Origin of the sequence: Acidisarcina polymorpha, from assembly GCF_003330725.1 — a bacterium.
Classification (GTDB): domain Bacteria; phylum Acidobacteriota; class Terriglobia; order Terriglobales; family Acidobacteriaceae; genus Acidisarcina; species Acidisarcina polymorpha.
The window spans coordinates 2884872-2897824 of the sequence record NZ_CP030840.1 but is presented as its reverse complement, the minus strand read 5'-3'; the positions used below and the strand labels follow the sequence as shown (position 1 = coordinate 2897824).

At 54.7% G+C, this 12953-nt stretch carries 13 protein-coding genes; 6 read left to right on the top strand and 7 right to left on the bottom strand.

Annotated features, from left to right (window positions below):
* Window position 1: 1 nt before the first annotated feature.
* Window positions 2–247: a hypothetical protein gene (locus ACPOL_RS33520; protein WP_161557317.1), complete on the bottom strand. Its 246-nt coding sequence runs from the start codon at window positions 245–247 to the stop codon at window positions 2–4.
* Window positions 248–933: 686 nt separating this feature from the next.
* Here ACPOL_RS33520 and ACPOL_RS12285 point away from each other — a divergent pair.
* Window positions 934–1212: a hypothetical protein gene (locus ACPOL_RS12285; RefSeq protein ID WP_114207323.1), complete on the top strand. Its 279-nt coding sequence runs from the start codon at window positions 934–936 to the stop codon at window positions 1210–1212.
* A 146-nt stretch (window positions 1213–1358) separates the two neighbouring features.
* On the opposite strand, the gene ACPOL_RS12280 is transcribed toward ACPOL_RS12285, so the two are convergent.
* The 3 genes from ACPOL_RS12280 to ACPOL_RS34710 form a co-directional block, all read right to left on the bottom strand.
* Entirely contained in the window at window positions 1359–2450 is a 1092-nt protein-coding gene (locus ACPOL_RS12280) for a hypothetical protein (RefSeq protein ID WP_114207322.1), read from the bottom strand.
* A gap of 132 nt (window positions 2451–2582) precedes the next feature.
* Complete coding sequence (locus tag ACPOL_RS12275) at window positions 2583–3269, bottom strand: hypothetical protein (RefSeq protein WP_114207321.1); 687 nt, start codon at window positions 3267–3269, stop codon at window positions 2583–2585.
* Window positions 3262–3522, bottom strand: coding sequence for a hypothetical protein (locus ACPOL_RS34710; RefSeq protein WP_236657433.1), 261 nt, complete (start codon window positions 3520–3522; stop codon window positions 3262–3264). The genes ACPOL_RS12275 and ACPOL_RS34710 overlap by 8 nt, the downstream gene beginning before the upstream one ends.
* 673 nt (window positions 3523–4195) lie before the next feature.
* Between ACPOL_RS34710 and ACPOL_RS12265 the strand changes: the two genes are divergently transcribed.
* Window positions 4196–5371: a DUF2130 domain-containing protein gene (locus ACPOL_RS12265; protein WP_236657432.1), complete on the top strand. Its 1176-nt coding sequence runs from the start codon at window positions 4196–4198 to the stop codon at window positions 5369–5371.
* Between the two features lie 561 nt (window positions 5372–5932).
* On the opposite strand, the gene ACPOL_RS12260 is transcribed toward ACPOL_RS12265, so the two are convergent.
* Entirely contained in the window at window positions 5933–6157 is a 225-nt protein-coding gene (locus tag ACPOL_RS12260; RefSeq protein ID WP_114207319.1) for a hypothetical protein, read from the bottom strand.
* Entirely contained in the window at window positions 6154–6507 is a 354-nt protein-coding gene (locus tag ACPOL_RS12255; protein ID WP_114207318.1) for a hypothetical protein, read from the bottom strand. The genes ACPOL_RS12260 and ACPOL_RS12255 overlap by 4 nt, the downstream gene beginning before the upstream one ends.
* A gap of 48 nt (window positions 6508–6555) precedes the next feature.
* Between ACPOL_RS12255 and ACPOL_RS12250 the strand changes: the two genes are divergently transcribed.
* The 3 genes from ACPOL_RS12250 (at window position 6556) to ACPOL_RS12235 (ending at window position 10636) form a co-directional block, all read left to right on the top strand.
* A complete protein-coding gene (locus tag ACPOL_RS12250; RefSeq protein WP_114207317.1) occupies window positions 6556–6885 on the top strand; it encodes a PadR family transcriptional regulator in 330 nt (109 codons plus the stop codon).
* Between the two features lie 2 nt (window positions 6886–6887).
* The gene (locus tag ACPOL_RS12245) at window positions 6888–9569 is read left to right on the top strand and encodes an ABC transporter permease (protein ID WP_114207316.1); all 2682 of its coding nucleotides are present in this window, start codon (window positions 6888–6890) and stop codon (window positions 9567–9569) included.
* A gap of 680 nt (window positions 9570–10249) precedes the next feature.
* Window positions 10250–10636 carry a single-stranded DNA-binding protein gene (locus tag ACPOL_RS12235; protein ID WP_114207314.1) on the top strand — a complete coding sequence of 129 codons (387 nt, stop codon included), beginning with the start codon at window positions 10250–10252 and terminating at the stop codon, window positions 10634–10636.
* A 225-nt stretch (window positions 10637–10861) separates the two neighbouring features.
* On the opposite strand, the gene ACPOL_RS33515 is transcribed toward ACPOL_RS12235, so the two are convergent.
* Entirely contained in the window at window positions 10862–11092 is a 231-nt protein-coding gene (locus tag ACPOL_RS33515; protein ID WP_236657431.1) for an Ig-like domain-containing protein, read from the bottom strand.
* Window positions 11093–11124: 32 nt separating this feature from the next.
* On the opposite strand from ACPOL_RS33515, the gene ACPOL_RS12225 reads away from it, so the two are divergent.
* Window positions 11125–12762, top strand: a complete 1638-nt coding sequence (locus tag ACPOL_RS12225) for a choice-of-anchor D domain-containing protein (protein ID WP_161557315.1) — start codon at window positions 11125–11127, stop codon at window positions 12760–12762.
* Window positions 12763–12953 lie beyond the last annotated feature (191 nt).

The following is a 12953-nucleotide window of genomic DNA, read 5'->3' as shown; positions in this document are numbered from 1 at the left end:
ATTAGTTGAGGGTGCCGACGCCGTTAGCGTGGTGGAAGGCAATACGGACGGGCGCGTTCTTGCGAGTGTCTGGACGGCCCTGCGTGGTCTTAGACCCTGGCATGCAGAGACGCTCTTTGCTCGGGAACCGGGAGATCTCCAGCCCGACCGCGTTTCGGAATATATCGCCGCCGTGAGGGGAGCGCCCGATAATGTAGTGCCTGTCTTCTAGGCCCTTGCAGTTGTAGCTTGAGGTGATATTTGCCATACGTTTTAAGCCTCCATCTGTCGCTTAGAGCTCTATCTCAGCTACACTGCCGAAAAGTTATGCGACGGTCAACACAAGCACGGGCCTCGAGAAGGAAGAACCACCGCCTCCAGGACCCTTCCACTAGGCTTGACCGTTCTCGGCGGCGTAGTTCCCCAAGGAGAGAGATGTGATCGCTGCAAGAACAAGCAGGGTCATCAGAATTTGAAGAGGGAAGTTCCCAAACGGCTGGTTTTGATGTTGAGCCGGTTCCGCTCCCGGGCAATGGCGCCCGGGCTGGCGTGTGCTGGGTTCACCCGAACGACGCGCCTGTCAAAAAGCGATGAGGCGGTATTCTTGCACTTTAGTTAAACGGGGAGCGGTCAACAGACAGCATGGTTACGCAAAGTGCTCTTCAACTCGATTTACTCCGCTGCCCTCATTGTCGAATCGCTAAACCTTTCATGAAATACGCGTTCAACACTACAACTCCTGCTGGATATTGGTATCTGTTATCCAATATGGCGCGTGGCCGCGCCGTATTTGGTAGACAAGCCCCTAATGGTGAGAGCACCGGGAGAGCTACCCGCGAAAGGGGTGAAATGGAGGGTCGGGAAGCTACTGTCTTCCGATCACAGCCACTACAACATAAAGGACGTTATGTTGTAGTAGCTTATTTATTGTTAGGCTGGATTAGGTTGGCCCACATGGAACATCCTTTTACAGTGATCTGGCTGGACGACCCCAACGAGGACGGCGAAGAGCTGCCTAGTGTGCCTCACAAACTCACGGCAGAGATGGACGTTGGACCCTCGCCGCAGGTTGACTTTCCAGAGGTCCTGGCGGGAAAGCTGGTCGGCACACCGGCCGTCATTTTGGATCAGCTCAAATTTCGAAATATCATTGCCGTCTATTTCAGCGGAAGACGTTACAAGTTCCGACAGATCAATAACGACGGAACGTTCGAAATGCATCGGGACTGGTGACCATGGGCGGCATCCTCCAGCTCGGGAATACAGGGCGGGGTTCTGGTACCGACGCTGTTCGCCGGGGCAGGGAACCGGGCCGCCCTTCGTAAAAGACGCGGATCTCGCCCATGTCGCATGGATCGAATTCAGCTAGAAAGACCAATTTACGGCAAAGTACGCCTCATTAGACTCAACGCAAGGCGGCATACCGGGATCGCCGCTATAGCTGCAAGCGCGGTTGTAACAGCAAGCATGTGTTGCCACGCATATTGGCCTAGATCGTGTCCCAGAGAGGTCCTGAAGTCCGACCGTCCGTAACCTGCTAAAAGGTTAGTAAAAAGACCCACGCCAATCCCTATGAAAAGGAATGGAATCACTTTAGAGCCAAGAATATTTACAATTCGTAAAGAGATGTCCCACTGAGCTGGCACGGCGCAAATCTGTCTGAGTGCGATGTATATGTCGTTCGGTGCTCGTGCCTTTAAGCGATATGACAAACGTTCCTCAAGAGGTCTACTCTCAACGATCTCGATGCACTCGCTGCAAAGTCCAGCCGTCAGGTACGGGCCGATATAGTCTCCGCCTCCCCAGTTTGTCTCCATAAGACAGTTATTCACTGAGTGATCTCTCGCAAGAGTGGACCAGAACGCTCGTGCCGCTAAGAAGTGGGCAATGTTGGTGACCAAGTATCGGCCTATGCTGGCTCTGTTGATGTCGCTCTCCTCATAAAAGGGGTGCTGAAAGAGGCACTCATATGGCACAAACGAGATAATTCCGTAAGCAGAGAAGGTGTGATCTGGCGGATCGGCTTCTCGAGGTGCTGTCACTGAATTGATTTTTAAATGAATATCGGAAAGACAGGTATAGCCGTCGTCCTCCCGAGAGTATGTATATACCATTTCCGGATCATCCCACACATACACGCCAGCTCCAACTGCAATGGCTAAATCCTTTGTGCGATTGAATTCCTGACCTGTACATACCTTTCCATTCTCCAAGAGATAGCTCTCCATCTGCTGAGCCCAGTCACGGTGTCCGATGTAGGAGTTGAGAATCTCTTGTTCTCCATGACCATTCGGCGTGTGCTCTGTGACGCTCAATCTATGAACGGCTTTTGGATGAAACCGTCGATCGCCAGGAGGTTTGATTTGAAGGAAAAGGAATACGGACTGGGCTTGGTTTAGCTTTTTGACGAGTAGATCTAGAGATCGGCACTCTATAGTGGGAAGCAGGAACACTTTGACAAGATCGGGCATGACTCCCCTGAGAAAACACCATGAAGCTGCAATTATCACCGAATACCTACTAAACAGGGCGTAGCTTAATCAATTATTGTCGATTCGGGGTATGGCAACTATGCGCACCTGAGTGCCCGTAAGTGGGCTCCGTCAGGATTCGCTCATCTTTCGTAAGCGCTCAATGATGATCGGGATTCTGCGTTGACTGATCGAATCACCCGGAACATATCCCGGCAGCGCCTCTAGAAACCGCTCGTTCCTTAAAAGTTTGCCGATTGCTTCCCCCAAATATTCGCGGAGATCGGCCGGGGCTCCGGCAAGCTCTTCAAGCAACTGCTCTCTCCCCTCGACAACAGCAATGAAGTCTTCCAGGTCGTGGCTCATGTAGAAGTCGTTCTCGCCACGATCGTAGAACGCCTCCATCTTGGTTCCCAGAAAGAAGGGGGCCGTAATCAACCGGATCACTTTACCGCTGGGCAGAGACGCCGGCATCGCAGTCTGGATCGCCCCTCCATACCAACGGTTCGAAAAGCCGAGCGCGCCTTCTTCTGTCGACATGACATCGAGCATCAGGTCGCCGTTGAGAAAACGACAAAGGGGAGCCCCTGGACGTGTGTCGTTATCAAAGCCAATGTCTCGCAATCGATCACAGAAGGCCGAGTAATCGGCGTAGTCGGCCGCAACGATCACGTCGACATCGTATGTGGATCGAATCGGAGCGGAGCCCTGATCGGTCACGATGAGATCGAGCGTCGATCCTCCCACGAAGACGACCTCAGGCAGCAAATGTTTCAACTTTGCAGCGGCTTCCTCTAGCAGGAGCAGATTGCTAGCCATTTTCCAGTAACCTCTCGCTCATCATGTCCAGGGCAATCTTTCGCTCGCGAACTCGTCCATCCCGCAAAGCGTCGACAAGGCTAAGGAGCTCGTAAAACGCAGGGTCGGCTAGAGCCGCTTGGGCAGCGTGTTTATACAGTGGCTCAAAGGAATAGCCGCGCACCTTCCCCAGCACATAAGGCCACACAGGCAATTCAGCTCCGCTATCGCGAATGACACTTCGCAATGGCTCGGCTGCGAAAGAAGTTGCCACCCCCCTCGTCAGCTCTCCCCGTACCGCCGGATACACGTACCTCATACCATGGCTCAAAAGCTCCAGGAGCGCTGAGCGGTTTACCTTTTTGGGCCCATCGTGTTGCATCAGCCCAGACAGCCGGGCTCTCTTAACCGCCCCGTGCACCTCGGAACTGGCGACGTGAAGGTCCGAAGCAAGTTTCTGGAATGACGACTCTGCAGCTCCTGTAAGCGTCAGTTTCAGCAACAATGCAATGTCGAATGAGTGGAGCATGAACTTATATTATTATTATGCATTCTTTATTCGTGAATCAAGAATAAAGAATGCAATAATACGCAAATGGAGCTCCGTCAGAGACAATTAGCACCTTAGCCATCCTTGATCTGGGATTTTTCTGAAGAGGGTGGCGTGTCAGCTCTTCTTTCTACCGACGCGTAGCGGCCCTTGCCTTTGCTTCCAAGGTACCTCCTTTCGCATTCGAGAGCAGGGAGAAGAGAAAGCGAAGCTAAACTAGCTTAGAGGGCTCCCCTGAGATGCAAATGAACACTGATTCGGCACTGACATGTCCCAAATGCGGTGAGTCGATTCCGCTCACTGAGTCGCTGGCCGCTCCCCTGGTCGCAGCAACGCGCGCGCAATATGAACAGCAGCTCGCCGATCAGGAGAAGCGTTTCAGGCGGAGAAACGGTCCTTGGCCGCACAGCAAGAAGCCAACGAACGGAGGGCTGCGGAGTTGGAGGAGGCAGCCAGAAAACAGGAACAAGTAGTCGTTACAGCGGTGCAGGATGGAATCGCCAAAGAGCTCGCCGGCGCGCGAGAAAAGATCGCGGAACAGCAGCTCGCCCGTGCCCGGCAACAGGTCCAGGACGAGCTCCGTACGGAGCGGCAAACTGCCGCTCTCCAGAGAGAACGAATCCACGATCTGTACAGCAGACTGGCGCGGGCCCAGGCAGCGGAAACGGAGCTACTGAAAAAGCAGCAGCAGCTCGAGGACAAAGAGCGTGAACTTGAACTGAATTTGCAGAAAGGGATTGCGGCGGCGCGGTCGGAAGAACGGACGAAAGCGCTGGCCGAAGCACAATCCGATCTCGGCCTGAGGGTGCAGGACCGCGACAATAAAATCGCAGAACTTGTCACTCAAATCGAAAGTCTCAAGCGAAAGGCAGAACAGAGTTCCCAGCAGGCCCAGGGGGAATCTTTGGAGCTTGCTCTCGAACATCAGCTGCGCGCTCAATTCCCTTTCGACCTCATTGAACCGGTCGCCAAGGGTGAGTTCGGTGGAGACGTACTGCAGCACGTCCGCGATCAATCCGGCCAGCTTTGCGGAAAGATTCTGTGGGAATCGAAGCGGACCAAAGCCTGGTCGGACTCCTGGCTCTTCAAGCTCAAAGGAGACCAACGGGCGGCTCATGCCGATCTGGCCGTCATTGTGTCTCAAACGATGCCGAAGGATGTTACCCATTTCGACCATATGGAGGGCATTTGGGTGTCGAGCCTGGGCTGCATCCTCCCGGTCGCCAATGCTCTTCGCGTGAGCGTCATTGAACTCGCTGGTGTCCGCCGCTCGAGCGAAGGCCAGCAAACAAAAGCGCAATTGATTTATGCCTATCTAACCGGCCCACGGTTCAAGCACCGGATCGAGTGCATCGCCGAAAAGTTTACGGAGATGCGCGGCGATCTCGACAGGGAACGTAAGTGGATGAACAAGCAATGGGCTAAGCGGGATACTGAACTTCTGGCGGTGCTTGAAACCACATCCGGGATGTACGGTGATCTCCAGGGCATCGCAGGACAAAATCTCACAGAGATTGCCGCTCTCGAAGGTCCGATGCGACTCGAATTGATCAGCTATATACCCACGCTCTAAAGGGGCTCACCACACCAAATGCAGAAAATCGTACGTTAGTGGAAGAACTTCGTTGATTCCAAAAGACTTCAGGATTCGTGTAACCGCGTCCATCCGCACTTAATGACTTCAGTGTAAGTATTTGTACGCTTATCCTGCCCCACTTTCAAAGGCCGCGCTGGCGGAACGAATTGATGTTTCGCCGGATAGCGGAATCATTCGCCAACAATCTAGGACGGCTCCGCACACCGGGCGCGATCGACTATCCAAAGTTCTGTTTCCGAAGGCTCGCAAATGAGCTGTGGAGAATTTCGGGAATCAGCATGTTTCGGATGATCCCCTTCGCCGCACACTTCAAAGTTGTCAGATAGGAGAACAGAATGTCAGAAACAGACTTGCAAGCGAAAATTGACAGGTTGCAGGCGGAGAACGATCGGCTGCTTCACCATCTCCCAATCCCGAAAGAGGGCTTTCTCGTCGTTCGCCAACGCCTCACGTCAGTGCAAAGAATAGCAAACCGTTCGATTGCGACAGAACCCTAACGAGAGAATGAGGCCGGGTCGAGTTCCAAGCGGGAATAAATTAGGTCTGGCCAGTGCCGTGCTCAACCAGCTGATGACTCTCAGCATGTACGCGGAATCGCTGGCATAGATGATAGAGCTTTAGCTGGGCGTGTTCGGGCTTGAGGTTAATCTCCGTAACTTCTGTTCCTTCTCCAGCAATGGGTATGGGACCGGCATTAGCGGCGGAATACTTCGCTGCCGCAAAAATCTTCCCGTTTCTGTCGTGCAATGCGATAAGCTTCATGGCTCTTGAACCTTTATGGCGGTGAACTGCAGCAAGCCGCCGTTATCGTCCTCAGATCTGGCGAAGCCGGAGACGGTCACAAGGAAATGCTGAACTTGGGTCAGATTGTTATCTGAAGTTGTCCACTGACGAGTGATCTCAACCTTCATGTCAGCTTGGTACGGCCTGATGGCGTAGCTCCAGAAGTATTGGTTGTCTCCAAGCTGCCATGTCCATTCGGCTGTTGAGTCTGCCTGATAAAGTCCATCCGAGTCGTTGTGGGGCTCCCAAAACTGGGTGACGGTCGCCATGGTCAAACATATTAGCAGGATGCTGAAGGTGCTGGCACGGACTAGTCCAGCGGTTTCCACTTGACATCCAAGTGCCTAACATGTTCACTTGAATGCCAAGTGAAGAAAATGCCCATCCAGATCTTGCAAGGCACTCTCGACCTCATGATCCTCCGCACTCTTGCCACAATGGGTCCACAGCATGCCTATGGCATCGCCAGCAGGCTCCAGCAGGTCTCGGACGACGCCCTAAATCTGAACCAGGGCACCATCTATCCGGCTCTCATCCGGATTGAGCAACACGGCTGGACCCAGGGTTCCTGGGGCAGGACGGAAAACGGCCGCGAAGCGAAGTATTACACCCTCACCAAGGCGGGGTTAAAGGCGCTCGATGAGGAAACCGAACGCTGGCGCCAGATGGCCGGCGTGGTTGAAAAGCTGCTCGCGGAGGAACAGTAACTATGGCGGGATGGAGAAGAGTCATCGCGCGGCTCCGTAGTCTCCTCGACAACAAGAGCGCCGAAGAGGACCTTGCGCGTGAAGTCGCATCGCACCTCACCCTCCTCACCGACGACTTCGAACGTCGTGGCATGTCGCCAGAAGAAGCACGGCTGGCCTCGCGACGTGCTTACGGCGGCGTGGAGCAGGCAAAACAGGCACATCGCGACGAGCGCTCTCTGTTATGGATCGAACAGACGATGCAGGACCTGCGCTATGGCCTGCGCACCTTGAGGAAGAGTCCCGGCTTCACCATACCCGCGGTCCTTACGCTTGCCCTCGGCGTCGGCGCGTGCACGGCCATCTTCAGTTTGGTGAACGCGGTGCTGATTCGATCGCTACCGTACGGAGACCCTGAGCACCTGGTTTATCTGTTTTCGCCGAATCCGAGCCTCAAGATTCCTGCGGAGGTCATTTGCCCCAGCTACGGTGACTTCTACGATCTTAAGCGCGAAGCCAAGTCGTACGTGGATATGAGCAACTTCGAACAAGCTCAATTCAGCGTGGCGCAGCAGGGCACAACGCAGCGTATCGGTGGCGCACGGGTGGATGCGGACTTTTTCTCGACCCTGCAATCGATGCCCGAACTTGGCCGCACCTTTGCCGGAGAAGACAATCTGCAGGCAAATACCAAGGTTGCCGTAATCAGCCATTCGCTTTGGGTCTCAATGTTCGGAGCAAGACCAGATGCGCTAAACCGCTCCATTCAGCTTGACGGAGCGAATTATCAGATCGTTGGAGTGATGCCGCCGGAGTTTGAGTATCCGTTTAAGTCGGATCTTCCGTATGGAGATTCTGATATCAAGTCAACGCAAATCTGGGTGCCTCTTGCTCTTAATGCACAAGCCAGAACTTCCCGAGGCATTGGGAACAATGTTTCGTTTGCGCGGCTCCGTTCCGGTGTGTCCATTCATCAGGCGCAGGCGGAGATGGCCGGCATTATGGCCCGGCTTGATAAAGAATACGAGGCTGATCCCAGAGATGCTGACGCTGGTCTCACACGCGAATGGGGTGCGCTGGTCGAGAGTTTCACTGGGATCTCCATTGGGCCCGTGCGTCCGCTGATGCGATTGCTGCTGGCTGCAGTTGGCCTGGTGTTGCTGATTGCCTGTGGCAATGTGGCCAACCTCCTGCTGGCGCGCGCCGCCGAAAGAGGCCGCGAACTGGGTGTACGCGCCGCCCTGGGCGCCGGGCGCGGCCGCATGGTCCGGCAGTTGTTGACCGAATCGATGCTGGTTGGTGTTGGCGGATGTGCAGTGGGCATTGTGCTGGCGGTGCTCTTTCTTCGGTTGCTGCCGAAGCTCGATCCCGGAAATATTCCTCGGCTGAATGAAGCGTCTCTCGATACACGGGTATTTCTGGTTGCCATCGGTGGGTCGCTTTTGACGAGCTTGGTGGCGGGACTGATGCCTGCGATCGGCACTTCGCGGATGGAATTGACGGAGTTTCTGAAATCGCACGCCGTACGCGCAAGCTCCGCCGGGCACAGCCGGTTGCAGAGCGCGTTGATTGTTGCGCAGACGGCAATGGTTGTGGTGCTGCTGGCGGGAGCAGGGCTGCTGATCCGCAGCTATATCAATGTGGAGTCAGTGGACACAGGGTTTACTCGGTCTGCGGTGACGTTCCATGTGAGTCTGGACCAGCGTTACAGCAAGCCCGAGCAGCATGTCGCGTTTTACAAGGACCTGATGGCGAAGCTTGAGGCATTGCCTGGTGTGCAGGCGGCGGGATCAGTGAATTACCTGCCGCTGACCAATTCGGAGAGCCTTGATTTCATCTACGTAGACGGGTTCGACAACAAGGATCATCAGCAGACGGAAGGCCGCGATGTTACGCCGCATTACTTTGCGGCGATGAACATTCCTCTGGTTGCCGGGCGATACTTTACGGATGCTGACGCCTCCGCCACGGCCAATCGGCCAGTGATCATCAATCAGAAATTTGCGGAGACGTTTTTCCCGAACCGTAACCCGATTGGAGGCCGCATCACCGGCGATCCGAAGCGGGCGCGCTGGTGGACCGTCGTGGGAGTTGTCACCGATGTGCGCCACACCAGCCTTGAAGAGGAGCCACAGCGGCAGATGTACCACGCGAGCTACGATGCGGGGGATGCGAGCGTGGCCGTGCGATCGACTCTTCCGCCCGCGACCGTCGCGAATGAGATCCGGGTGACGCTAAGATCGATCGACCCGAAGATTGCGGCGACAAATGTTCTCACGATGGGAGATATGGTGTCGATCGCCACCGCCCGGCGGCGTTTTCAGACCTCGCTGCTGACGGTGTTTGCAGGGATTGCGTTGATCATGGCGCTGGTGGGATTGTCGGGGTTAATGAGGTTCTCAGTGAATCGGCGCACGCGCGAGGTGGGTATACGCATGGCACTGGGAGCGGCGCGGCGCGATGTGATGCTGCTCATCCTGAGAAACGCTTCGGTGATGGTCGTTTTGGGAGTGGGCCTTGGACTTGCGTGCACATGGATAGCAACGCGGCTGCTCAAGTCATTTCTGTTTGGCGTGGGCCAGCACGATCCATTCACTGTCGTGACGGTTTCAGTGTTGCTGGTAGTGTGCGGACTTATAGCGGCGTTTGTGCCTGCACGGCGCGCGGCTTCTATCGATCCCATGCAGGCGTTGCGGACGGAATAGAAAGGCCCTGCATGGGTGCCTTTGGGCGCGGGCAGAACTCAAAGCCATGATGAGAGCTTCGGATGCGAGACGATCTGGGTCGTTTGTAATTGTGTCATCTTCGTGCTCCCGCTGGCCGTTTCAGAAAGAGCATCTGACTCCCTCTCACCACGCCATTGCCAACGGCTTCTGCGAAGCCTAGCTCAATCAATCTTGCTAACGGCGCCGCGAGACCTCCTGACTTCGCATTTGCTTCAAAGTCGTTGCCAAACCCTCACTTGTAGTTCCAAGAGGTAAAGAACATTTAATCATGGCGCGTGACCCGCGCCGTATTCGGTAGACAAGCCCCTAATGGGCCAGCCCCTCGCGCTCTTCAAGGCCAATTCGCCCTACGGGTTTTGGCTCCCCCACGCCTGCAACGTGCGCAGGCGCGGTCCCCCCAAAAAGCTGCGCTCGAAGACCTTTCCGTTTGCTACCCCCGCCTTCGCCAGGTGGCGTTCGGCATGTCTGCACATGCCGTGTTCCACGACACGCAAAAAGCAACAGCAACCGACCGGACTCAAATCCGTGGGCCATGCAACACGGGTTCCGGGAATGATCCTCGCTGAGGATCACAACCTCAGTGCTCAACGCGCCAAGTAAACCGCAGTCTCGACTGCCAACAAAATGTAAGCCACACCAAGTCAGGAGAATGAACAACCATGATTAGCGATCTTAACCGTGTAGTTCTGATGGGTTATCTCGGCGCTGATGCCGCCAAAGACAAGAACCCCGACGCTCCCATCACCTTCAGTATTGCCACCACTGCCCGCTGGATCGACAAGGCGGGCCAACGCCAAAGCCGCACGGAGTGGCACAACATCGTCGTCTTCAACAAACTCTCAAGGTTTGCGGCCAAGCTCAAGAAGGGCGATCGCGTGTATCTCGAAGGCGAGCTGCGAACCAGCAAATGGGAGAAAACCATTGGCGGCGAAACCCTCAGGCTCATTCGGTACGAGGTCTATGCTTCGCAGATTGACCGCGTAGCCAAGGCCGAAGACCCGGAAGACGACGCGACATCACAGGAGGTCACGCCAACCTACGCGTAGTCAGCAATTGGCCAAATGGGGCGGTGCTCGAACACTGCCCCAACCACCCTTAATGTACATGGCCTGTCACTTAGAGATATGTGGCGTCGTGTTGCAGAGCTAGTTGTCGTAGTCTCATGCGCTCGCACCATCGTCAGCTTTTGCAATCGAGAACGAAAATCCCAAGAGGACGTAAGCGCTACTCCGTCACCTCCTGAGTGAATCCCACCGCGCTTGCAGTATTCGTTAGGCGGTGATGCTATGTCCGTAAAGGCTAAGCCCGCTCAGCGAGAAGGTCGCCACTCTCTTCACCAGCGGAGCGGTTCCTACCGAGGCAGCCCCATTCTTGAAGGTCACCGACCCCCGTCGAAGTTGGACCGGAGCCGCAGTGAACGTAGCCACGAATGTCACCGGCTCTCCCAACGTCAAAGAATTGCTCAACGATTTTGACATATTTGCGGCTAACTGTGCCATCATGCTACCTACTCGCGGATAGAAAGATTCTCGACATGAAACAATCTTTGTGGTTTTTGGCGGTCTCCGTTTTTCGCAAGTTGCGTCCAGCATTGTTAGGCGGGTTGACTTTGTCTGCCAGCCTACAAGGGTTTGCCGGCACCGTCAGCGCCGGGGCGCAGACTGCACTTCAGTTCGGGTCGATTGCGTTTGGCCAGACAGCGGTGCTTCCGCTGACGATCACCAATGTGGGCGTTACGGGTAATGTCACGATCGGCACTTCAGTGAACGGTCCCAGCTACAAAGTGCTCAAGACGAACGCGAATACCTGCTTGGCAGGCATCACCGCCGGTCAGAGTTGCGTTCTTCCCGTGGAATTCACTCCTGCGACCCTGGGGATACACGACGACATTCTGACACTTACGCCAAGCCATGGCGCGGCACCCTCAACCGTCAAGCTCAGGGGCATAGCGACCGGGGTCGGCGACGAGGAGAACGTTCCGCTGCAATTTGGGACTATTCCTTATGGCACGAAAACCATCCTCCCGGTGACGATCACTAACGTAGGGCATTCATACACCGTCCTCAAAACAAGCATCAACGGGCCGAGTTATAAGGTGGTGAGCGACCCGGAGAGTACCTGCTTCTCAGGCGTATCGGCACCCTATAGCTGCATTCTGCAGATTGAGTTTGATCCGGCTGCGGTTGGCGAACATGACGACATTCTGACCCTGATTCCGGACAAAGGACCACGATCGACGATAAGCCTCCATGGCGCCGCAGGGCCTGCCGTCACTTATTCCAATCCTGTCAAGGGCGACATATATGTTTTCGACGGGAACGAGCTGGTGGAAATATTCGACGAGTACGGTGTCTACAAGGGTCAGTTCACTCATGACGACTTTACCGACCACCGGTTAGGAAATATAGCTGTCGATGCGACCGGAGTATACACAAAAGCCAATGGACCCGCATGTCAGATAGATAGGTTTGACGGCAAGGGTAATTACATTGGGCAGATCGGCCTGTGCCCTGCTGCTGATTTTGGTCAACTTGGGTACGGATATCTCTATTTGTTGAGTGGCGCGGTCTCAACGGATAGTCGCGGAAATGTGTGGGCCACGAATCCGGTCCTAGGCGTACAGGAGTTCAACGCCTCAGGAACCTTTTTAAATGTTATCTGCACGACGTTTAACGCGTCGGAGGAAATATCCAATTGCCCGGTGGTTGGCATTGAGAATGTCCCAGAATACATCACCATAGACTCGAACGATAATGTCTATCTTTTGGGAGAGTCCTCAGTTACCAAGTACGACAACACAGGGAAGTATCTTTCGGGTTTCTTTCTCCGTGCAGGCTCCGGAAATGGGGAGTTTAACGACATTCCAAGGGGATTTGCCGTCGATTCAGGTGGCGATCTTTATATCCTCGATTACGATGGCAACCGGATCCAGGTATTGGATGCCGATGGCAATTATCAAAGGCAAATTAAATTCGGCGTGATCAATGGTCAATTGCTAAGAAGTTCTTTTGGGTTTACGCTGGACGACCGGGACAATATTTACGTGACTGACGCGATCAACGGTAAGGTGGATATATTCACCGGCCAAGGAGTGTACTTATGCCAATTCAAACCGCCAGTGCCTCCGGGTGATACATCCTTCTTCCTCGCTGCTATAGCGATCGCCAAGTGAATAGCCAAGAGGCCACTCAGGGAATGCATTTCTTGAAGAGATTGATCTATATTGGGTGCAGCAGTTGGAAGATCTGAGTGAACGTAAGGTTCCCGCATCTTCAGGCAACGGAAGAAGCGATGGAGCGCCGCGAAACGCTGTTGAATGGAACAGTTTCGGCAACATACCAAGCTTTGGTACGAGTGGCAGTG